Here is a 22790-nt window from a genome sequence, read left to right as displayed (position 1 = left end):
ATAGTCGTATGGTTAGCGCCAGGTTTTGTATAATAAGAATGCAGGACTGATGAAGGAGGTTTTTGGAACATGGCAAAATTAGATGAAACATTGACCATGCTGAAAGATTTAACAGATGCAAAGGGCATTCCGGGCAATGAGAGAGAAGTAAGGCAAGTGATGAAATCATACATAGAGCCATTTGCTGATGAGGTGACAACAGATCGGCTGGGCAGCTTAATTGCCAAAAAAACAGGTGCGGAAAACGGCCCGAAAATTATGATCGCCGGGCATTTGGATGAAGTCGGCTTTATGGTGACACAAATCACCGATAAAGGCTTTATTCGTTTTCAAACCGTTGGCGGCTGGTGGGCTCAGGTTATGCTGGCCCAGCGTGTCACCATCGTGACGAAAAAAGGCGAAATCACAGGGGTTATCGGCTCTAAGCCGCCGCATATTTTATCTCCTGAAGCGAGAAAAAAATCCGTTGAAATAAAAGACATGTTTATTGATATTGGAGCTTCAAGCCGAGAAGAAGCCTTGGAATGGGGTGTAATCCCGGGAGATATGATCGTACCTCATTTTGAATTTACGGTCATGAACAATGAAAAATTCTTACTGGCGAAGGCCTGGGACAACCGCATCGGCTGTGCGATTGCAATTGATGTGTTAAGAAACTTACAAAACACAGATCATCCAAATATTGTGTATGGCGTCGGAACCGTGCAGGAGGAAGTAGGTCTGAGAGGAGCGAAAACGGCCGCACACACCATTCAGCCTGATATCGCGTTTGGTGTTGATGTAGGGATAGCAGGAGACACGCCTGGCATTTCCGAGAAGGAAGCTCAAAGCAAAATGGGCAAAGGCCCGCAGATTATCGTGTACGATGCATCCATGGTCTCTCACAAAGGTTTGCGCGATGCAGTTGTCGCTACCGCAGAGGAAGCGGGCATTCCATACCAATTTGATGCCATTGCCGGGGGCGGAACGGACTCGGGAGCTATCCATCTGACGGCAAACGGAGTTCCTGCGCTGTCCATCACCATTGCCACCCGCTACATTCATACGCATGCGGCCATGCTGCATCGTGACGATTATGAAAACGCGGTCAAATTAATTACAGAAGTGATTAAGAAATTAGACCGAAAGACAGTTGACCAAATCACATATGAATAAAAACCATCAGAATCCGCTGTAAAAGGCGGATTCTATTTTTTTGTCTGTACAAATTCAATAAGCAACTCTACAATAAGGATATATATAGAAAATTTGTGCTAGTCTGGATGATAGACAAGTTTTCTATATCCCAAAAAAGGAGGATTTGATGAATATGAAAAAGAAAGCGTTTTCTAGCTTATTGCGTTTTTCTTGTGCAGCTTTAACAGCTGGTGCTGTAATGTTGTCCGCTTTACCGGCATCAGCCGCTTTTTGGGGGGCATCGAACGAGCTTCTACATGATCCGACGATGGCAAAAGAAGGAAATACTTGGTACGCTTTTGGTACAGGGCTTGCTAAGGAAAACGGACTACGTGTTCTAAAAGCGGACAGCAACGGAGTATGGAGGGTTCAAAAGTCAATTTTCACTAGTCCTTTATCTTGGTGGAAGCAATATGTGCCTAATTTCGAACGAAACCAATGGGCACCGGATGTGACATACTACAACGGAAAGTACTGGCTTTACTATTCAGTTTCTTCATTTGGCAGCAATACATCTTTAATTGGGCTAGCTTCAGCTACAAGTCTCAGTTCGGGCAGCTGGAAGGATGAAGGGCTTGTTACTCGGACAACAAATGCAAATAATTATAATGCCATTGATCCTGAATTAACCATTGACAAAGATGGAAATCCTTGGCTTGCGTTTGGTTCATTTTGGGGCGGAATTAAATTAACAAAATTAAATAAAGATACAATGAAACCAACTGGTTCATTATATTCAATAGCAGCCAGACCAAATAACGGCGGCGCTCTGGAAGCCCCTACATTAACATACAATAATGGCTACTATTACTTAATGGTTTCATTCGATAAATGCTGTGAAGGCGTAAATAGTACGTACAAAATTGCTTACGGCAGATCGAAAAATATTACAGGTCCTTATGTAGACAGAAACGGTAAAAGCATGATGGACGGAGGAGGTACGATTCTTGATGCCGGCAATGAACAGTGGAGAGGGCCGGGCGGACAGGATATCGTTAACGGGAACATACTCGTGCGTCATGCTTATGATGCAAAAGACAACGGCATACCAAAGATGTTAATCAATGATTTGAATTGGAGCTCAGGCTGGCCGTCTTATTAAGAGAAAGCTTAATCATTCACATCTTATCATTTGTTTAGCCCTGATACATCAGGGCTTTTTCTAATGGAAAAACGAATCGGAAGATTGATTGACAGAGCAATCACAGTTCTTAAGAAGACGTTTTTTCACCTGAAAACCTTGTAACCAATCATTTTTGTAAAAGAATACAAAAATGATTGACAGTCAATAAACCTACTAATATAATAAAGTTGTTCGTACAAATTAATTGTATATGGTTTGTTTTTTCTTATTAGTCCGTATCTGTTTAGGTAATTGAAAGCGTTTTATTATAGGAAGAAAGGGGCAGTTTACATGCTTCAGACAAAGGATTATGAATTCTGGTTTGTAACAGGAAGCCAGCACCTATATGGAGAAGAGACACTGGAACTGGTGGATCAGCATGCGAAAAGCATTTGTGAGGGGCTCAGCGGGATTTCTTCAAGATATAAAATTACGCATAAGCCTGTCGTCACTTCATCGGAAACCATCAGACAGCTCTTAAGAGAAGCGGAGTACAGTGAGACATGCGCCGGGATCATCACATGGATGCACACATTTTCACCCGCAAAAATGTGGATAGAAGGCCTTTCCTCTTATCAAAAACCGCTTATGCATCTGCATACTCAATATAATCGCGATATTCCGTGGGGAACGATTGACATGGATTTTATGAACAGCAACCAATCTGCACACGGCGACCGTGAGTACGGTTATATCAACTCGCGAATGGGGCTGAACCGGAAAGTCATTGCCGGCTATTGGGATGATAAAGCAGTGAAGAAAGAGATTTCCCAATGGTTGGATACGGCGGCTGCATTAAATGAAAGCAGACATATTAAGGTTGCCAGATTCGGAGATAACATGCGTCACGTCGCGGTAACGGACGGAGACAAAGTGGGGGCGCATATTCAATTTGGCTGGCAGGTTGACGGATATGGCATCGGAGACCTTGTTGACGTAATGAACCGCATTACGGACGACGAGGTTGACACGCTTTATGCCGAGTATGACAGGCTTTATGTCATCAGCGAGGAAACAAAACGTGACGAAGCAAAGGTAGCGTCCATTAAAGAACAGGCGAAAATTGAACTCGGCTTAACCGCTTTTCTTGAACAAGGAGGCTACACAGCTTTTACGACATCGTTTGAAGTGCTGCACGGAATGAAACAGCTGCCGGGACTTGCGGTTCAGCGCCTGATGGAGAAGGGCTACGGGTTTGCCGGAGAGGGAGACTGGAAGACAGCGGCTCTTGTGCGGATGATGAAAATCATGGCTGAAGGAAAAAGAACTTCCTTCATGGAAGATTATACGTATCATTTCGAACCGGGAAATGAAATGATTCTTGGCTCGCACATGCTTGAAGTGTGTCCGACTGTCGCTTTGGATCAGCCGAAAATCGAGGTTCATCCGCTTTCAATCGGAGGCAAGGAGGACCCTGCTCGTTTTGTTTTTAACGGCATCAGCGGTTCAGCCATTCAAGCAAGCCTTGTTGATATCGGAGGACGTTTCCGCCTTGTTTTGAATGAGGTCAAAGGACAAGAAATTGAAAAAGACATGCCGAATCTGCCTGTGGCCCGTGTTCTCTGGAAGCCGGAACCGTCATTGAAAACAGCGGCGGAGGCATGGATTTTAGCCGGCGGCGCACACCATACCTGCTTGTCTTATGAACTGACAGCGGAGCAAATGCTCGATTGGGCGGAAATGGCGGGAATCGAAAGTATTCTCATTTCCCGTGATACGACAATTCACAAGTTGAAACACGAATTAAAATGGAACGAGGCGCTTCACCGGCTTCAAAAGTAGAGAGGGGGATGTCACTTGGCTTACACAATAGGGGTTGATTTTGGAACTTTATCAGGAAGAGCAGTGCTCGTCCATGTCGAAACAGGGGAGGAACTGGCGGCTGCCGTAAAAGAATACAGGCACGCTGTCATCGATACTGTCCTTCCAAAGACGGGTCAAAAGCTGCCTCGCGACTGGGCGCTGCAGCATCCGGCTGATTATCTGGAAGTCTTGGAAACAACCATTCCGTCTTTACTCGAACAGACGGGAGTTGAACCGAAAGATATTATCGGGATCGGAATTGATTTTACGGCATGTACGATCCTGCCTGTTGACAGTACTGGGCAGCCGTTATGCATGCTGCCGGAATATGAAGAGGAGCCGCACAGCTATGTAAAGCTCTGGAAGCATCATGCAGCCCAAAAACATGCTGATCGGCTCAATCAAATCGCGGAAGAAGAAGGAGAAGCTTTTTTACAGCGGTACGGGGGGAAAATTTCGTCAGAATGGATGATTCCGAAGGTCATGCAGATTGCCGAAGAAGCGCCTCATATTTATGAAGCGGCTGACCGGATCATCGAGGCTGCAGACTGGATCGTGTACCAGCTGTGCGGCTCGCTCAAGCGAAGCAATTGTACAGCAGGATATAAAGCGATTTGGAGTGAAAAAGCGGGATATCCGTCAGATGATTTCTTTAGCAAATTAAACCCTTTAATGAAAACGATTACAAATGACAAATTAGCGGGTTCTATTCATTCAGTAGGGGAAAAAGCCGGCGGACTGACTGAAAAAATGGCACAGCTGACAGGCCTTCTTCCGGGAACGGCTGTTGCGGTAGCCAATGTGGACGCTCATGTTTCCGTGCCGGCGGTCGGCATCACAGAGCCAGGGAAAATGCTGATGATTATGGGAACGTCTACGTGCCATGTTCTTCTGGGCGAAGAGGTACATATCGTGCCAGGTATGTGCGGTGTCGTGGACAACGGAATTCTCCCGGGCTACGCGGGATATGAAGCCGGGCAGTCCTGTGTTGGCGATCATTTTGATTGGTTTGTAAAAACGTGTGTCCCCCAAGCGTATCAAGAGGAAGCAGAGGAAAAAAATATCGGCGTTCATGAGCTGCTGAGTGAGAAGGCAAACCTGCAAGCGCCGGGTGAAAGCGGCCTGCTTGCTTTAGATTGGTGGAATGGAAACCGCTCCACCCTTGTTGATGCGGATTTAACAGGGATGCTGCTTGGCATGACGCTGCTGACGAAGCCTGAAGAGATTTATAGAGCATTAGTTGAAGCGACAGCTTATGGAACCCGGATGATTATCGAAACGTTCAAAGAAAGCGGGGTTCCGATTGAAGAGCTGTACGCAGCCGGCGGAATTGCTGAGAAAAACCCTTTTGTCATGCAGATTTATGCGGATGTGACGAACATGGATATTAAAATCTCTGGTTCTCCGCAAGCACCTGCCTTAGGATCTGCCATTTTCGGCGCGCTTGCCGCCGGTAAAGAAAACGGCGGATACGGCGACATCAAAGAGGCAGCGGCGCACATGGGAAAACTGAAAGATATATCTTATTCGCCAAACGCCGAAAACGCCGCGGTGTATGAAAAATTATACGCTGAATATAAAGAGCTTGTTCACTATTTCGGAAAAGAAAACCATGTCATGAAGCGTCTGAAAACAATCAAAAATCTTCAATTCTCATCTGCCGCCAAAAAGAATTCATAAAGGGTGATGGAACATGCTTGAAACATTAAAAAAAGAAGTGCTGGCTGCCAATCTGAAGCTTCAAGAGCATCAGCTGGTAACCTTTACGTGGGGAAATGTCAGCGGGATTGACCGTGAAAAAGAAAGAATCGTCATCAAACCAAGCGGTGTCGAATACAGCGACCTGACAGCTGATGACTTGGTTGTTTTGAACCTAGATGGAGAGGTTGTCGAAGGATCGCTCAAGCCTTCTTCAGATACACCTACCCATGTTTATTTGTACAAAGCCTTTCCGAACATCGGGGGAATTGTCCATACTCATTCTCAATGGGCGACAAGCTGGGCGCAATCAGGCAGAGACATTCCGCCGTTAGGCACGACACATGCTGATTATTTTGACAGTGCGATTCCGTGTACAAGAGAAATGTACGATGAAGAAATCATTCATGACTACGAACTGAATACAGGAAAAGTCATAGCGGAAACCTTTCAGCATCATAACTACGAACAGGTGCCGGGTGTGCTCGTGAACAATCACGGTCCTTTCTGCTGGGGCACGGACGCCTTAAATGCCATTCATAACGCAGTTGTATTAGAAACGGTTGCGGAAATGGCCTACCACTCCATTATGCTGAACAAGGATGTAAACCCAATCAATACAGTCCTTCACGAAAAGCATTTTTATCGAAAACACGGAGCAAATGCGTATTATGGCCAGTCATGATTCCGCAGTGTCACCGGCCGGCATTCTGATTGACTTGGACGGTACTGTATTTAGAGGAAATGAATTGATTGAAGGGGCAAGAGAAGCGATCCATACGCTTCGTGAAATGGGGAAAAAAATTGTTTTTCTGAGCAATCGGGGGAATATCTCCCGTGCCATGTGCAGAAAAAAACTTCTCGGCGCGGGGATTGATGCGGACGTAAATGACATTGTTCTATCGTCAAGCGTGACAGCAGCATTTCTGAAAAACCATTATCGTTTTTCAAAGGTGTGGGTGCTTGGAGAGCAAGGCTTGGTTGACGAGCTAAGGCTGGCCGGCGTGCAGCACGCGAACGAACCGAAGGAAGCGGATTGGCTTGTGGTCTCCCTTCATGAAACGCTCACGTACGAAGATTTAAATCAAGCCTTTCAAGCGGCCGCCGGCGGTGCTCGTATCATTGCTACGAACAAAGACCGCTCTTTTCCGAACGAAGACGGCAATGCCATCGATGTGGCCGGCATGATTGGGGCGATCGAGGCTTCCGCTCAAGCGAAGACGGAGCTTGTTGTCGGAAAGCCGTCATGGCTGATGGCGGAGGCTGCTTGTACGGCAATGGGGCTGTCCGCACACGAATGCATGATTATCGGAGACAGCATTGAATCTGACATTGCGATGGGGAAGTTGTATGGCATGAAAAGCGCCTTAGTGCTTACTGGTTCTGCGAAACCGGGTGAACAGCGTTTATATGCGCCGGATTATGTGCTGGAGTCTATTAAGGATGTAACCAAATTGGCTGAGGAGGGGATTCTGCTATGAACCGTATCGCAGCTGACGTTCAGCGTGCTTTTGAACTCGCCGGAGAAAAGACGTTTCCTATAGAAGTTGAAGAAATTGTTCTCGATAAACAAGCAGCCGATTCACTTTTGGATTATGTAAAACGAAAAAACGACAAGCATATTGTCCTAGTCTGTGACTCGAATACACACCGCATTGCAGGCATTGATCTGGAAAACCGCCTGAATCAAGAAGGGTTTCAGGCCGAATGCCTCATCATTCCGGAAAATGAAGCCGGAGATGTGACGGCTGATGAACGATCGCTCATTCATGTGCTGATCCATACGAAAAAAACAACGGATGTTATGATCGCAGTCGGTTCAGGCACGATTCATGATATCGTCCGCTTCGCGGCGTTTCAGAGGGAGTTACCGTTTATTTCTTATCCGACTGCTCCATCTGTAGATGGATTTACATCAGCCGGGGCGCCGCTTATTTTATACGGTACGAAAACAACCATCCAAACGAAGGCTCCATCCGCGCTGTTCGCTGATCTGGATCTTTTAAAAGCGGCACCCCAGTCAATGGTGGCCGCAGGATTTGGCGACATGCTCGGTAAAATAACGTCTTTAGCTGATTGGGAAATATCCCGTCACCTTGCCGGCGAGCCTTATTCGCCAGCAGGGGCTAAGGTCGTTCAGGAGGCGCTTGACGCCTGTATCGCACATACGGAAGACATTGCGATGAAAACGGAAACAGGCATACATGTGTTGATGGAGTCTTTAATCGTATCGGGGCTTGTCATGCTGGCCTTAGATCATTCCCGCCCGGCATCAGGCGGAGAGCATCATATTTCACACTGGATTGAGATGGAATTAATGGAGAAAAACCGGCCTCAGATTCTTCATGGAGCAAAGGTTGGCTGTGCTGCTGTTTTATTGACTGACACATACAGAAAGCTTGCTCAGGATGACGGATTGAAAGAATTTTCTCCGCGTCGCCGGGAAGCCATTCAATCGGCTTATAAAACGCTCCCGGAAGGAGAAGTGCTGGCCGATTGGCTGAGGTCAGCCGGTGGCCCTGCATCTTTTGACGAAATCGGTGTCGGACAGGATTCCGTCAAGAATGCCTTCAGACACGCGCACACCTTAAGAGACCGCTGCACCGGGTTAAGAATCATTAATGAAAACAAAACGCTGATCAATCATGGTCTATATGAATAGCCCGCACCTCGAATGGAAGGGGTAACGCAAATGAAAAAATTGACTGCCTGTTTTCTTGTGCTCATGATGCTGCTGACATTATTCATTGCTGGGTGTTCAGCAGAACGATCATCCGGGAAATCGGGTGAAACCGAGCTGACCTTTTGGACATTTAACGGACTTCATGAGCAGTTTTATGTGGAAATGGTGAAAGAATGGAACAAAAAATATCCTGACCGCAAAATTAAGCTGAATACGGTCGTTTATCCATATGGGCAAATGCACGATAACTTGTCGATCTCCTTAATCGCGGGAGAGGGCGTCCCTGATATTGCCGATGTTGAATTGGCCCGTTTTTCAAACTTTTTGAAGGGCTCTGACATACCGCTTGCCGACCTGACTCCGCTGATTGAAAAGGACCGCGATAAATTCGTTGAAGCGCGGCTCACCCTGTACAGCAAAAACGGCAAGCTGTACGGGCTGGATACTCATGTAGGAACGACAGTCATGTTTTATAACATGGATGTGATGAAAAAAGTCGGCGTCAATCCTGATGATATTAAAACATGGGATGATTACCATAAAGCCGGGCAGAAAGTGCGCAAAGTGACCGGGAAGCCGATGGGAACGGTGGAGACAAATGATTCGGGAACGTTCTTATCCATGATTTCACAGCAAAACTCAGGTTATTTTGATAAAAACGGCAAGCTGATCCTCAATAATGACACCAACGTAAAAACACTTCAATATTTAAAGAACATGATCAATGACAAAACGATGATTCCCGCGCCAGGCGGCGGGCATCACAGTGAAGAATACTACGGCTTTATGAACCAAGGCGGAGCTGCTTCAGTTCTGATGCCGATTTGGTATATGGGAAGATTTATAGATTATATGCCTGATCTGAAAGGGAAGATTGCCATCAAGCCGCTTCCAGCATGGAAAGAGGGAGGCGATCGTTCGGCAGGTTTGGGCGGTACGGCAACTGTTGTGCCGAAGCAATCTAAGCATGTTAAATTAGCGAAAGAGTTTTTGGCCTTTGCAAAGGGTTCTAAAGAAGGAAACAAAAAGCTCTGGAGCGTGCTCGGATTTGACCCGCTTCGCTGGGATGTTTGGAGCTCCAAGGAATTGAAAGAGAAAAACAAATATACGGACTACTTCCAAAACGGAACAGGCATTTTTTCTGTGCTGCTCGATATCAAGGATGAAATCAATCCGATTTATCTACATGAGGATTTTGCCAAGGCGTCAGACCTTGTCAACAGAAGCGTATTATTCGACGCACTTAAATCTCAGCAAAAAACGCCTAAACAAGCCTTGGACAGAGCGGCAGGTGAACTGAAACAGAAATAGAATCCCATTCAAAAAGTGAAAGCGGGGAGGTTCTCATGAAACCTGTGAAAACGGGAACGGTTCATCCCGTTCCTTCAGCTGCGAAACAATCAGGCTGGCGAGATCTATTTTATTCAAAAAAAGCGGCGCCCTATCTGTTTACTGCGCCATTCGTTTTATCCTTTCTCGTATTTTTTCTGTACCCCATCATTAGTGTCTTCATCATGAGCTTTCAAAGAATATTGCCGGGAGAGGTGACGTTTGTCGGATTCTCCAATTACACTGCGCTAAACAATCCGACGTTCTATACCGCCCTTTGGAATACGCTGGAGTACACCTTTTGGACGCTGATCGTGCTGATTCCGGTTCCATTGCTTCTGGCCATATTCCTGAATTCAAAGCTGGTCAAATTCAGAAATATATTCAAATCAGCGCTATTTATTCCGGCATTGACTTCCACCATTGTGGCGGGGATCATTTTTCGGCTCATCTTTGGAGAAATGGAAACATCGCTGGCTAATTCCATCTTGCTCAAACTTGGCTTTTCACCTCAGAACTGGATGAACAATGAACATACAGGCATGTTTTTGATGGTGCTGCTTGCTTCGTGGAGATGGATGGGAATCAACATCCTTTACTTTTTGGCCGGTTTGCAAAACGTGCCCAAAGAGCTGTACGAAGCCGCTGATATTGACGGCGCGAATACGATGAAAAAATTTATGCACATCACGCTGCCGTTTCTCAAACCTGTAACCGTATATGTGCTGACGATCAGCATCATCGGCGGCTTCAGGATGTTCGAGGAAAGCTACGTCCTTTGGCAAAATAATTCCCCGGGTAATATTGGTCTAACGCTTGTCGGATATTTGTATCAGCAGGGGCTTGCCTACAACGAAATGGGTTATGGGGCGGCCATCGGCATTGTGCTTTTGATTGTGATACTCGTTGTCAGCCTGATTTCATTAAAGCTGTCAGGCTCGTTTAAGGGGGAGGGATAAATGTTGCGGCACAGTCCTCAGTTTAGCGTTTACAGAATCGCGCTGACCCTGTTTTTTATTATGCTGAGCCTGTTGTATATTTTTCCGATTTTCTGTTTGCTGTTAGGATCATTAAAGCCGTCATCTGAGCTTTTGCGTGTGGGTCTGAATCTTGACATTGATCCTAAAGTGATGAGTCTTGATAATTATACATTCCTGTTTAATGGCGGCAGCATTTATTTCAAATGGTTCTTTAACAGCCTTGTGCTAGGGCTTTTCACGACCGTACTCACGCTGTTTTTTTCTTCGATGATCGGGTACGGGCTTGCGGTGTACGATTTTAAAGGCAGAAATATCATCTTTGTGCTTGTGCTGATTATTATGATGGTTCCGCTTGAAGTGATGATGCTTCCGTTGTTTAAGCTTACCGTCGGACTGCACTTGATTGATTCGTATACGGGTGTTATATTGCCGTTCATCGTTTCGCCTGTAGCCGTATTCTTTTTCAGGCAATATGCGCTTGGCCTGCCAAAAGATCTGCTGGACTCTGCAAGGATGGACGGCTGTACGGAATTCGGCATCTTTTTCAGGATTATGGCGCCGTTGATGAAACCGGCTTTCGGTGCGATGATTATCCTTCAGTCCTTAAACAGCTGGAACAACTTCTTATGGCCGCTGATTGTGCTTCGCTCGAAAGAAATGTTTACGCTTCCAATTGGGCTGTCCAGCTTGCTGAGCCCTTACGGAAACAACTATGACATGCTCATATCCGGCTCGGTATTTGCGATTTTGCCGGTAATTATCATTTTCTTATTTTTCCAAAAATACTTTATCTCCGGCCTGACGGTAGGGGGAGTCAAAGGTTAATGAAGGAGGAAACGTGTAATGAAAAAAGCGCGAATGATTGTCGACAAAGAATATAAAATCGGTGAAGTGGACAAACGGATTTACGGCTCGTTTATCGAACATATGGGGCGTGCGGTATACGAAGGCATATATGAGCCTGATCACCCTGAAGCGGATGAAGACGGGTTTAGAAAGGATGTCCAGGCGCTGATCAAAGAATTGCAGGTTCCGATCATCCGTTATCCGGGCGGAAACTTTTTATCCGGATACAACTGGGAAGATGGTGTCGGACCTGTCGAAAACCGCCCGAGAAGGCTTGACTTGGCATGGCAAACGACAGAAACCAATGAAGTGGGAACAAATGAATTTTTATCTTGGGCAAAAAAGGTGAACTCTGAGGTCAACATGGCCGTCAACCTCGGCACGAGAGGCATAGATGCCGCCCGCAATCTCGTTGAGTACTGCAATCATCCGAAAGGCTCTTATTGGAGTGATTTAAGAAGATCGCATGGCTATGAACAGCCGTACGGCATCAAGACATGGTGCTTAGGAAACGAAATGGATGGCCCGTGGCAGATCGGCCACAAAACAGCTGATGAATACGGACGGCTTGCCGCCGAGACGGCAAAAGTCATGAAGTGGGTTGACCCATCAATTGAACTTGTTGCCTGCGGCAGCTCAAACAGCGGCATGCCGACCTTTATCGATTGGGAAGCGAAGGTGCTGGAGCATACGTACGAGCATGTCGACTATATCTCTCTTCACACGTATTACGGAAACAGAGATAACAATCTGCCAAACTACTTGGCGCGTTCCATGGATCTGGATCATTTCATTAAATCTGTCGCTGCAACCTGTGACTATGTAAAAGCAAAAACACGCAGCAAGAAAACCATCAATCTCTCTCTCGATGAATGGAACGTCTGGTATCACTCAAATGAGGCGGATAAAAAAGTCGAGCCGTGGATTACTGCGCGTCCGATTTTAGAGGATATTTATAATTTTGAAGATGCCTTGTTGGTCGGCTCTCTGCTCATTACGATGCTGCAGCACGCAGACCGTGTGAAAATCGCGTGTCTTGCACAGCTTGTAAATGTCATCGCGCCGATCATGACGGAAAAAGGGGGAGAAGCATGGAGACAGCCGATTTTCTATCCGTACATGCATGCTTCTGTTTACGGAAGAGGCGAGTCACTGAAACCGCTTATTTCTTCACCGAAGTACGACTGCTCAGATTTTACCGATGTGCCATATGTTGATGCCGCTGTTGTGTACGCCGAAGAGGAAGAAACACTCACCATTTTTGCGGTAAACAAAGCTGAAGATCAGATGGAGACGGAGATTTCGCTCAGAGGCTTTGAATCCTATCAAATCGCAGAGCACATCGTACTCGAGCATCAGGATATCAAAGCGACAAACCAGCATAACAGAAAAAATGTCGTCCCGCATTCCAACGGAACATCGTCTGTCAGCGAAAACGGCCTAACCGCGCATTTCACGCCGCTTTCCTGGAATGTGATCCGTCTGAAAAAACAATCATAAGAGAAACAAAGCCGGAGATCTCTCTCCGGTTTTTCTTTTTTTCTCAGTAGATATCATTCAGTACCTTGTAATGTTCAGTAGTGGATGTTACCATATGGATAAGTGGTGGGAAAATAAACAAAATTGACCAGCCGCAGGGAGGATCTTATGATGAATGCTCAATTCAAAAAGGGAGCATTAGAGCTATGTGTGCTTGTATTAATATTCGAAAAAGACCAATACGGATATGAGCTTTCTCAAAACATTTCCAGGCACATGGCGATTGCTGAAGGCACCTTATATCCTCTTCTCAGGAGACTGACGAAAGAAGAGTATTTAGAAACATATATGGCGCCGTCTTCCGAAGGGCCTGCCAGAAAATATTACACGATGTCAAAGCTTGGTTTCATGCGAATGAAACTGCTGCTGGCAGAATGGGATCAGTTCACAGCATCTGTCAATCAAATCATTGATGCGGCAAGGGGAGGAGAACGATGAATCAAGAACAGTTTTTACAGGAGTTAAGTAAAGCGTTACAGCCGCTTTCTAAAGAAGAGCGGAATGAGATCTTATTTGATTTTGAAGAACATATTACAGAAGGGATGAAAGAAGGCAGGCCGGAAGCGGACATCATCAGGGAACTCGGCTCCCCAAAACAAATAGCAAAGGAATTGGTGCCAGATGTCACGGAAACTGCTCCAGCAGTGCAGCGCCCTAAGAAGAACCTCTTTCAGATGGCATGTTCAGCAGCAGCGATAAGCATCTTAAATTTGATTTTTGTGCTGGGACCAGCTATTGGCATTTTTGGAGTGTACGTGGGTTTATGCGGGGCGGCGCTTGCACTTTCTGTATCACCAATTATGTTTGTCGGCATGGTGATGTTTCAAATGAATACGCACATGATGCTGGAGTTCTTTTTATCACTCGTGTTTGGCAGTCTGGGGCTCCTCTTGTGTATAGGGCTGTGGCATGTAGGCAAGCTGCTGTATGGCATGAGTTTGCGATATATCAGATATAATTTAAAGCTGGTGACGGGGGCGCAGACATGAAAAAAATCATAATAGGATTGATCGCAGTATTTGCAGTCGGGGTAATCGGGGCTGTCATCTCAGCAGCTGCCTCGGATTTTACAAAAGAAGAGGTGAAAGCTGCCGAAACATATGATGCTGCAGATATTAAAAAAATTGTGGTAACAACGAGCTCGATGCATGCAGAGGTCAAAAGCGGGCAAACGGATGATATTCAGGTAGCTGCTGAAGGACAAGTCAGTGATAAAAGCAAAAAGCTGTTCGATGTGAGCCAAGATGGCAATTCATTAAAAATCAATCAAATAGCACGCGAGAATATCATCTCTTTTATACCGTGGGGCAGCGAAAAGGATATGAAAATCACAATCACGATTCCGGAAAAGAAGTATGATGAGATAACTGTAACGACAACCTCTGGCGATATTCTGATAGAAAATGCGCAAACGGATCAAGGAGCTGCTGACTCTACATCAGGAAATATTGAGCTGAAGCATACACGCATCGAAAACGAGCTGACGCTAAAAACAACGAGCGGAGAAATTCAAACTGACCAAACTTCATTCGGCCAAGGTGAGGTAAAGACAACAAGCGGATCAATAAAAAGCAGCCGCACAACAGCTGAAAAGGTGAACTATAAGACAACTTCCGGGGATATTGATCTTCTTCAGAATCATCAGAACGAAGAGATCGACATCGTCACTACGAGCGGAAGTGTGTCAGTAGAGTATCAGAAAGAACCTTCATCTTTGGCAGTGGATTTTCATGCAGACTCAGGTGATGCCGCGGCCAATCTCGATCACATCTTGTATAAAGAAAAATCAGAGCATCGTATTGTAGGTTATGTAGGTGATAGCGGGACCTCTAACCGTTTAAAAGTTCGTACAACATCTGGAGACATTGAACTAAACTAATTGCCACAAGCCGGCCCATTCCAGCCGGCTTTTTTGTATAGGAAAAAATGACCGCTTTTCAACATGAAATTGTGATATATTTATGAAAACAGCAAAGGGGGATGGGATAAAATGAATGCGGTTACAATTGTGATAGCGTCAATGTGTATTTTGGCTATCGCCTATCGTTTATACGGAACATTTATGATGGTGAAGGTTCTTAAAGTAAATGATGACAAGCCGACGCCTGCTCACACGCTTCAGGATGGAAAAGACTATGTGCCTACAAATAAATGGGTTTCGTTCGGCCACCATTTTGCAGCCATCGCAGCGGCCGGGCCGCTGGTCGGACCGATTCTGGCGGCGCAGTTCGGCTATTTGCCGGGGTTATTATGGCTGTTAATCGGGGCGGTAATCGGGGGAGCCGTCCATGACATTGTTGTGCTGTTTGCATCGATGCGCAAAAACGGAAAGTCGCTGTCGGAAGTGGCGAAGGATGAGCTCGGCCCTGTTGCCGGCTTTTGTACGGGACTTTCCATGCTGTTTATTATCACGATTACGATGGCGGGTCTCTCGATGGTCGTGCTGCACGCGCTTGAACGGAATCCGTGGGGAACATTTGCAGTAGGGATTACGATTCCGATTGCGATGGGTGTGGGCTTATTTTATAAGAAAACGGGAAATTTAAAGCTCGCGTCAACGATCGGCTTTCTCTTTTTAATGGCAGGGGTCTTTATCGGCCCATGGGTGCAAACGACCGCGCTTGGTGATTTTTTAACGCTAGATACGAAAACGCTTTCAATAGCGCTTCCTGTTTATGCGTTCTTTGCAGCGGCGCTTCCCGTTTGGCTTCTTCTCGCACCGCGTGATTATTTAAGCAGCTTTATGAAAATCGGTGTTTTTATCGCTTTGATTGCCGGGGTGTTTGTCGTCAATCCGTCCATCCCGTTTCCTGCGTTTACCGAATTCGTGAAAGGGGGCGGGCCGGTGCTGGCAGGCCCTGTCTGGCCGTTCATTTCAATAACCATTGCCTGCGGCGCGATCTCGGGATTCCATGCCTTTGTCGGTTCAGGAACAACGCCGAAAATGCTGAATAAATGGAGTGATATGAAGCCGGTTGCGTTCGGTGCGATGCTTGTCGAGTGTCTTGTCGGCATCATGGCGCTGATTGCGGCAACCGCCTTGCAGCCTGCTGATTACTTTGCGATTAACAGCACGCCTGAGGTTTTCCGTACGCTCGGCATGGATGTTGTCCATTTGCCTGAATTGAGCAGGGAAATCGGTTTGGACTTAGAAGGAAGAACAGGGGGAGCCGTCACGCTTGCGGTGGGAATGACTTATATTTTTACCGGGATGCCGTTTTTCAGCCATCTGGCCTCATACTTTTTCCAGTTTGTCATTATGTTTGAAGCCGTATTTATTTTAACGGCGATTGATGCAGGGACACGCGTTGCCCGTTATTTGATTCAGGATTTCTTCGGAGAGGTGTATAAGCCGCTGAAGAAAACAGACTGGATTCCGGGATCTGTATTTGCCAGCGCGCTTGCCTGCTTGATGTGGGGCTATTTGCTGTATTCAGGAGATATCGGTTCGATTTGGGCGCTGTTTGGCGTGTCCAATCAGCTGATGGCTTCAGTGGGGCTGATTATCGGAGCGACCATCGTGCTGAAAATCGCCGATAAACGCCGTTACATTCTGACCTGCCTAATCCCGCTTGCCTATTTATATATCACTGTCAATTATGCGGGCTATTGGATGGTGCGCAATGTGTATCTCAATCCTGAAGCAGCAGGCTATAGTGTATTGAATGGTGTATTATCGATCATCATGCTGCTGTTAGGCTTCATCATTATTGTGGCGGCAGTGAAAAAATGGGCGCAGATGTGGAAAGATCCGAGTTTAAGGATGGAAGCGTCTATTCCGGGATAAAAGGGCTAATGAAAATATTGAGGAGGATTGGCAATGAATCTATCAATGAAATATCTTATTCTATACGTATCGGACAGCAAGCGGGCCATTCATTTTTATCAGGATATTTTAGGACTGCCGATTCGTGCTGAACACGGCACGTATGTCGAATTTGAAACAGGGTCTGCGATATTGGCGCTTAATACGCGGGAAAGCGCCAGAGAAATCACGCCGTTAGACATTCCAGATACATCGGCTTCGCATACATTTGAAATCGGATTTGTCACTGAAAATGTAGAAGCGGTCATCAAAAGGGTGAGAGAACAAGGCGTTACGATTATTGGAGAGCCGAAAGTGAAGCCATGGGGGCAGACGGTCGCCTATATCGCTGACCCGGATGGACATTATATCGAAATTTGCAGTCCGATTGAATAAAAAAGAAGCCCAAAACAATGTCTGTTTTGGGCTTTCTTATGTTGTTTTATGCCCGGCTGCTTCCAGCAGCAAATCAGCCAGGTGAACAGCTTTGACTTTCCCGCTTAATCCTTCTCGTTCAATGCCGAGCTTCATCTGCAGCAGACAGCCGGGATTTGCAGTCACAATGATGATCGCTTCGGTTGCTTTGACAGCTGTCATTTTACTGTTCAGTATCTTCATAGACATTTCAGCTTCCACGATATTATAAATTCCTGCTGATCCGCAGCAGTTGTCCGCTTTATCCATTTCTCTGAATTCGGCTCCCTTGATGCTTTGAAGGAGCTTTCGGGGCTCAAGCGACGTATGCATCACATTTCTTAGATGGCATGAATCTTGATAGGTAATGACCTGCGGCGTCTCGAGCGCCAGGTTCATTTGGTGGAAATCGAGTTCAACCAATACGGACGAAAAATCTTTCAGCTTTTGAACAAATGCAGCGGCACGTTCCGACCACTCGGGATCATCCTTCAGCAAATGATCATACTCAGTGAGAAAAGCTCCGCATCCTCCTGCGTTTGTAATGACAGCATCCACGTCTAACGCTTCAAAAGCAGCGATATTTTGTTTAGCGAGCTCTTTCCCCGCGTTTTTTTCACCGCTGTGACCATGCAGTGCCCCACAGCAAGCCTGTTCAGGCGGAATGACAATGTCGCAGCCTGCCAACTGCAGCAGCTTCAGTGTGGCATTGTTGGTCGGTAAAAACATTGTATCCATTAAGCAGCCGGAAAAAAAGGCGACCCGTTTTTTCATGGGGCCGATTGACGGCAGTAAACGCGGCCGATGCTTCATGTCTTTGCTTTTGGGGACATCAGGTAGAACAGCTTCCATCGTCCGCAAATGCTCAGGCAGGACGCGAAGCATACCGGTTTTACGCACAGCGGTTTGCAGTCCCGACCGCTGATACAAACCGATAAGGCTTACTGCTGAGCGCATGCGGTTTTGATGCGGAAACAGCTCGTGAAAAGCCGCCTTTCGCATGACGCGTGCGCCGAGCGAATGTTTTTTATTTTGGTGGATAATATCTCTCGCTTCCTCAAGCAGCTGTCCGTATTTCACGCCTGACGGGCATACAGGTTCACAGGCGCGGCAGCCGAGGCAAAGTGATAGCGAACGTTCGACATCTTCATCCGGTTCAATCATACCGTCAGCTACGGCTTTCATTAAGGCGATGCGCCCGCGCGGAGAGTGAGTTTCCTGAAACCCCGATTCGATATAGGTCGGGCAGGAAGGAAGACAGAAGCCGCAGCGCATACAATTCAAAAGCTCGCCTTCATCCATACGCTCTTTGAATTCATCTTGGATCTGTTTCATTTCTTTATTTGTTGTCATCTTTCCGTCACCACACGTTTTCTGGCGTCCTTCGCAAACACTTTGCCCGGATTTAATATGTTCCGTGGATCAAATGCCGCTTTCATCGCCTTCATCGCGGCAATGCCTTCTTTTTTCAGCTTCATTTCCAAGTAAGGCGCTTTCATGGCCCCGACTCCGTGCTCCCCGGTTATCGTGCCGCCAAGTTCAATCGCTTTCTCAAAAATCTCGGCGAAAGCCTGTTCGACACGCTCCATTTCAGCCTCATTTCTAATGTCTGTCGTGCATGTCGGATGAAGGTTCCCATCTCCTGCGTGGCCGAAGGTGCAGATGGAAATATCGTATTTAGCGGCAATATCGTTAATGGCTTTTACCATATTGGCGATTTCTGAGCGAGGAACGGTCGCGTCCTCTAAAATGGTCGTCGGTTTAAGGCGGGCAAGAGCAGAAAGTGCAGAACGCCGGGCTTCAGTCAGGGCAAACGCTTCCTCTTCCGTTTGTGCGGTCTGAACGGAGACGGCGTCGCCTTTTTTGCAAATCGCCTCAATTTGTTCCATATCCCGTGCAACGGTTTCAAGCGGCCCGTCCTGCTCAATTAATAGAACCGCTTTTGCGTTTGTCGGAAGTCCGATTTTGGCATAATCCTCAATCACCAAAAGTGTAGGCTGGTCGAGAAATTCCAGCGTGGCGGGTATGATTTTTGCGGCAATGATGTCTGATACGGTTTGAGCAGCGGCATCGATATTTTCATAAAGAGCAAGCAGCGTCTTCTTTGTTTCCGGCTTTGGAACGAGTTTGACGATAGCTTCTGTCACGATGCCGAGTGTTCCTTCTGAGCCGACAAAAAGGCGAGTGAGATCGTATCCGGCCACATCCTTTGCGAGTTTTCCGCCGGTGCGGATGATATCTCCATTTGCGAGCACAATCTCCAGCCCAATGACATAGTCGCGGGTGACGCCGTATTTTAATCCGCGGAGCCCGCCTGAATTTTCATTGATGTTTCCGCCGATGGTTGATATTTTCATAGAACTTGGATCAGGCGGATAAAATAACCCTTTGCTTTCAACCGCATGGATCATATCGAGCGTAATGACGCCCGGCTGGACTATGGCGGTCAAATTTTCTTCATCAATCTCAAGAATCCGGTTCATATGCTTAAAGAGAAGAACAAGTCCGCCTTCAGTCGGGCACGTGCCGCCGCACAGGTTTGTCCCTGATCCTCTTGGAACGATCGGCACTTGATGTTCGTTGCAAATCGTTAATATTCGCGATACTTCATCTGTATTCCTCGGTGCAATGACGGCATCAGGCATAGACTGAAACTGCGGCGTCGCATCATATGAATAGACGAGACGGCCGGCATTGGAGTCATCAAAGTTTTCCGGTCCGACGATTTGGATCAGCTGTTCTTTTATATCCTTGGTGATCATTTCACCCATCCCCCTGTCAAAAAACGCTTTCAATCTATTGTAAAAGAAAAAAAGCTAAGTCTTCCATGGAGGAACATACAAAAAATGAAACTGAAAATCTCTCTATTTTGTATTTTGATCTAAAAAATAAAGAGCAACATACATCGTGGCAATATCCTCTGTACGGCCAAAGTTCAAACCTGTCAGCTGTTCAGCTTTAGACAGGCGATAACGCAAGGTATTGATGTGAATATGCATGTCTTTTGCAGTTTGTTTCATAGACAAACCGAGATGAAAGAAAGTCCGAATTGTATTCATAAGTTCATGATGCTGAAGCGCCTCCCGGAATACTCTTTGCGGAAATTCATTTCGGGTTTGCGGGCTGATCTCCTCGAGGCACATATCAAGCTTCAGATCCTCCTCGAATATGGGCGTTTTTCGCTTAAGGCTGACAGCCAGCGCTTTTTCTGCTTGCTCGTATGAGTCTGTCAGGCTGGAGCCTGCGACAGCCCTCCCGGCGCCAGCGGCTGCAAATGGCCTGTTTGCGGTATGAGCAAACGAACAAATGTGAAGGAGCTGCCGCAAAAGTCGATCTCTTTGTTCATGCTTTGGCACTTCGTGATTAATCAGAATCCGTTCATTTCCCCACCTGATGAACAAATCCGAAGGGTACGCTGATTTCCAGATGCGTGCCATTTGTTCGATATCATGGGGTGACCATTCATATCCTTGAATCAGAATCATTTGCCGCCGGGAGGAAAGGTCAACGCCAAGAAGCTGGGCCTTCTCAAGAAAACCGGGAGACCACTCTTTTAATTGCAGCCAATCAATCATAAAGGACTCCAGCATTCTCTCACGCCATTGAGTCTGCTCTAAATGCCATGATTCCTTAATGAACAGCTCTGTCATTTTCCGAAGCAGCTCCCCGTAAGGCTGAATCTCAGCGGGCTCACCTGTCAGCCCGAAGACGGCGATCACATCACGGTCAGAAAAAACAGGGAGATTCAGGCCTGCCCTCACTCCCTTTAATCTCTTTTCATCGTCTTTTGTAATAATGACATTCCGTTTCTCATTTGCGCAGATGAGCGCTCCTTCATGAAATTGTCCGACCCGCTCATCATTTGTGCTTGCCATAATAAGACCGTCCGTGTTTACAATAATGACCTCGCGTTCGTACATTGTTTTGACTTCCGCAATGATTTTTTTCGCTAATAACGGCTGTAAAAACATGGCGATCCCCCTCATCATGTTTTTATTATATAAGAAAAAAACCGGGCGCAGTCACCCGGTTTTATATTATTGGGCGGGTTTTAATCCGCCTTCAAGCGTTTTTAGCATTTCGTTTTTCTCATTCTCGGATGCGTGCTGCCATATGACTTCGAATAAAACGCCCAGTCCCGGAAGCATTTTTTCTTCGCCGCTTTGGATCGCATCCACAATTGTATGCTCAAGCTGCTCCTGATTATTGCCGGTTACATTGGCAATGACGGCATGACGTAAATTAAGATCCATGTAAAACGCTCCTTTTCCTAAAATGTAATACGTATATTCTAACCCTGCACCTGGTTTATTATGTGCCGTTCTTGCGATATAATAACATCATGTTAAAAAAAGGAGAGCCACACAGACAGTGAAACAAATAGAATCGGCAAAAAACCAAAAGGTGAAGGATTGGAAAAAGCTTCACACGAAAAAAGAACGGACAAAAACGAATACATTTCTGATAGAGGGAGAACATCTTGTTGAAGAGGCGCTGAAGAGCCCAGGCACGGTGAAAGAAATCCTTGTAAAGGATGAAACGAAAATCCCGTCAGATCTTGATGTAAGCATCCAGTGCTACGTGCTGAGTGAAGATGCATTTTCAGCTGTTACTGAAACTGAAACGCCGCAGCAGATCGCCGCTGTGTGCCATATGCCTGAAGAAAAATTGGCGTCGCCTCGGCGGGTGCTGCTGATTGACGCTGTTCAAGACCCGGGAAACCTGGGCACAATGATTCGGACGGCAGATGCGGCCGGTTTAGATGCGGTTGTGCTCGGTGACGGCACGGCGGACGCTTATAATGGAAAAACGCTGCGATCCGCGCAAGGTTCTCACTTCCATATTCCTGTTGTGAGAAGAAACCTGTATACATATGTGGATGAATTGAAGGCAGAGGGCGTAAAAGTGTACGGCACGGCGCTGCAAAATGGAGCGCCTTACCGGGATATGTCTCAGGCTGAATCCTTTGCGCTCATTGTAGGAAATGAAGGCGCGGGGGTGGATGCCGCCTTGCTGGAAAAAACGGATTTGAACTTGTATGTGCCGCTTTACGGACAGGCTGAATCCCTGAACGTTGCGATTGCGGCTGCCATCCTCGTGTACCACTTGCGAGGATAGTGTTGCGTGAAACGTTGGATTTCTCTATAATAGAACATAATATTTGAAAAACCGTGACAGAGGACCTCAATTTCTGATCAACTGCTTTCCAGGGAGAAAATGCCGCTGACTGAGAGCATTTTTAACGCAGCCGGAAATTGGCTTCACCTCTTGAGTTGTCACCGGGACCGCGCACACTGCGCGTAAAGGTGAACCGGAATCTGATTCCGTTATGTCAATGAAGCTGACGACAGCATCAGTCTGTCTGAAATAAGGGTGGTACCGCGGCCACAACTC

Annotated in this window: 23 protein-coding genes; 18 read left to right on the top strand and 5 right to left on the bottom strand. The window is 46.5% G+C overall.

What is annotated here, in order from left to right:
- Positions 1 to 69: 69 nt before the first annotated feature.
- From EFK13_RS14665 to EFK13_RS14585, 17 genes are all read left to right on the top strand, one after another.
- Complete coding sequence (locus EFK13_RS14665) at positions 70 to 1155, top strand: M42 family metallopeptidase (RefSeq protein WP_129507962.1); 1086 nt, start codon at positions 70 to 72, stop codon at positions 1153 to 1155.
- 154 nt (positions 1156 to 1309) lie between these two features.
- Positions 1310 to 2278: an arabinan endo-1,5-alpha-L-arabinosidase AbnA gene (gene abnA, locus EFK13_RS14660; protein WP_129508062.1), complete on the top strand. Its 969-nt coding sequence runs from the start codon at positions 1310 to 1312 to the stop codon at positions 2276 to 2278.
- Positions 2279 to 2590: 312 nt separating this feature from the next.
- Entirely contained in the window at positions 2591 to 4081 is a 1491-nt protein-coding gene (gene araA, locus EFK13_RS14655) for an L-arabinose isomerase (RefSeq protein WP_129507963.1), read from the top strand.
- 15 nt (positions 4082 to 4096) lie between these two features.
- A complete protein-coding gene (gene araB / locus EFK13_RS14650) occupies positions 4097 to 5782 on the top strand; it encodes a ribulokinase (protein WP_129507964.1) in 1686 nt (561 codons plus the stop codon).
- Positions 5783 to 5795: 13 nt separating this feature from the next.
- A complete protein-coding gene (gene araD / locus EFK13_RS14645; RefSeq protein ID WP_129507965.1) occupies positions 5796 to 6485 on the top strand; it encodes an L-ribulose-5-phosphate 4-epimerase in 690 nt (229 codons plus the stop codon).
- Entirely contained in the window at positions 6463 to 7281 is an 819-nt protein-coding gene (gene araL / locus EFK13_RS14640; protein WP_129507966.1) for a sugar-phosphatase AraL, read from the top strand. The genes araD and araL overlap by 23 nt, the downstream gene beginning before the upstream one ends.
- Positions 7278 to 8462, top strand: coding sequence for a sn-glycerol-1-phosphate dehydrogenase (gene egsA, locus EFK13_RS14635; RefSeq protein ID WP_129507967.1), 1185 nt, complete (start codon positions 7278 to 7280; stop codon positions 8460 to 8462). Before araL ends, egsA begins: the two co-directional genes overlap by 4 nt.
- A gap of 30 nt (positions 8463 to 8492) precedes the next feature.
- Positions 8493 to 9794, top strand: coding sequence for an arabinooligosaccharides ABC transporter substrate-binding protein AraN (gene araN / locus EFK13_RS14630; protein ID WP_129507968.1), 1302 nt, complete (start codon positions 8493 to 8495; stop codon positions 9792 to 9794).
- A gap of 35 nt (positions 9795 to 9829) precedes the next feature.
- Positions 9830 to 10771, top strand: a complete 942-nt coding sequence (gene araP / locus EFK13_RS14625) for an arabinooligosaccharides ABC transporter permease AraP (protein WP_129507969.1) — start codon at positions 9830 to 9832, stop codon at positions 10769 to 10771.
- The gene (gene araQ / locus EFK13_RS14620; protein ID WP_064816580.1) at positions 10772 to 11617 is read left to right on the top strand and encodes an arabinooligosaccharides ABC transporter permease AraQ; all 846 of its coding nucleotides are present in this window, start codon (positions 10772 to 10774) and stop codon (positions 11615 to 11617) included. It begins immediately after the preceding gene.
- 18 nt (positions 11618 to 11635) lie between these two features.
- Positions 11636 to 13138 carry an alpha-L-arabinofuranosidase AbfA gene (abfA, locus tag EFK13_RS14615; RefSeq protein ID WP_129507970.1) on the top strand — a complete coding sequence of 501 codons (1503 nt, stop codon included), beginning with the start codon at positions 11636 to 11638 and terminating at the stop codon, positions 13136 to 13138.
- Positions 13139 to 13288: 150 nt separating this feature from the next.
- Positions 13289 to 13615, top strand: coding sequence for a PadR family transcriptional regulator (locus EFK13_RS14610; protein ID WP_129508063.1), 327 nt, complete (start codon positions 13289 to 13291; stop codon positions 13613 to 13615).
- Positions 13612 to 14166, top strand: a complete 555-nt coding sequence (locus EFK13_RS14605; RefSeq protein WP_088679403.1) for an HAAS signaling domain-containing protein — start codon at positions 13612 to 13614, stop codon at positions 14164 to 14166. Before EFK13_RS14610 ends, EFK13_RS14605 begins: the two co-directional genes overlap by 4 nt.
- Positions 14163 to 15056, top strand: coding sequence for a DUF4097 family beta strand repeat-containing protein (locus EFK13_RS14600; protein WP_129507971.1), 894 nt, complete (start codon positions 14163 to 14165; stop codon positions 15054 to 15056). The genes EFK13_RS14605 and EFK13_RS14600 overlap by 4 nt, the downstream gene beginning before the upstream one ends.
- Positions 15057 to 15167: 111 nt before the next feature.
- The gene (gene cstA / locus EFK13_RS14595) at positions 15168 to 16964 is read left to right on the top strand and encodes a carbon starvation protein CstA (protein ID WP_129507972.1); all 1797 of its coding nucleotides are present in this window, start codon (positions 15168 to 15170) and stop codon (positions 16962 to 16964) included.
- The gene (locus tag EFK13_RS14590; RefSeq protein WP_129507973.1) at positions 16907 to 17095 is read left to right on the top strand and encodes a hypothetical protein; all 189 of its coding nucleotides are present in this window, start codon (positions 16907 to 16909) and stop codon (positions 17093 to 17095) included. The genes cstA and EFK13_RS14590 overlap by 58 nt, the downstream gene beginning before the upstream one ends.
- Complete coding sequence (locus tag EFK13_RS14585; protein ID WP_240034951.1) at positions 17010 to 17378, top strand: VOC family protein; 369 nt, start codon at positions 17010 to 17012, stop codon at positions 17376 to 17378. The genes EFK13_RS14590 and EFK13_RS14585 overlap by 86 nt, the downstream gene beginning before the upstream one ends.
- A gap of 36 nt (positions 17379 to 17414) precedes the next feature.
- Here the strand turns inward: EFK13_RS14585 and EFK13_RS14580 are convergent, their stop codons facing one another.
- The 4 genes from EFK13_RS14580 to sspI form a co-directional block, all read right to left on the bottom strand.
- On the bottom strand, positions 17415 to 18749 hold the full coding sequence (locus EFK13_RS14580; protein ID WP_129507975.1) for a (Fe-S)-binding protein: 1335 nt from the start codon (positions 18747 to 18749) through the stop codon (positions 17415 to 17417).
- Positions 18746 to 20158, bottom strand: coding sequence for a glycolate oxidase subunit GlcD (gene glcD / locus EFK13_RS14575; RefSeq protein WP_129507976.1), 1413 nt, complete (start codon positions 20156 to 20158; stop codon positions 18746 to 18748). The genes EFK13_RS14580 and glcD overlap by 4 nt, the downstream gene beginning before the upstream one ends.
- A gap of 102 nt (positions 20159 to 20260) precedes the next feature.
- On the bottom strand, positions 20261 to 21367 hold the full coding sequence (locus EFK13_RS14570; protein ID WP_129507977.1) for a CdaR family transcriptional regulator: 1107 nt from the start codon (positions 21365 to 21367) through the stop codon (positions 20261 to 20263).
- Positions 21368 to 21433: 66 nt separating this feature from the next.
- Positions 21434 to 21649, bottom strand: a complete 216-nt coding sequence (gene sspI, locus EFK13_RS14565) for a small acid-soluble spore protein SspI (protein WP_064816573.1) — start codon at positions 21647 to 21649, stop codon at positions 21434 to 21436.
- Positions 21650 to 21767: 118 nt separating this feature from the next.
- Between sspI and EFK13_RS14560 the strand changes: the two genes are divergently transcribed.
- The gene (locus EFK13_RS14560) at positions 21768 to 22514 is read left to right on the top strand and encodes a TrmH family RNA methyltransferase (protein WP_129507978.1); all 747 of its coding nucleotides are present in this window, start codon (positions 21768 to 21770) and stop codon (positions 22512 to 22514) included.
- 66 nt (positions 22515 to 22580) lie between these two features.
- Here EFK13_RS14560 and EFK13_RS14555 read toward each other — a convergent pair whose 3' ends face one another.
- A complete protein-coding gene (locus EFK13_RS14555) occupies positions 22581 to 22787 on the bottom strand; it encodes a hypothetical protein (RefSeq protein ID WP_129507979.1) in 207 nt (68 codons plus the stop codon).
- Positions 22788 to 22790 lie beyond the last annotated feature (3 nt).

Source organism: Bacillus cabrialesii (assembly GCF_004124315.2).
GTDB classification, from domain to species: domain Bacteria; phylum Bacillota; class Bacilli; order Bacillales; family Bacillaceae; genus Bacillus; species Bacillus cabrialesii.
Note: the sequence above shows the minus strand (reverse complement) of the source record. Positions and strands in the feature narration are given on the sequence as shown.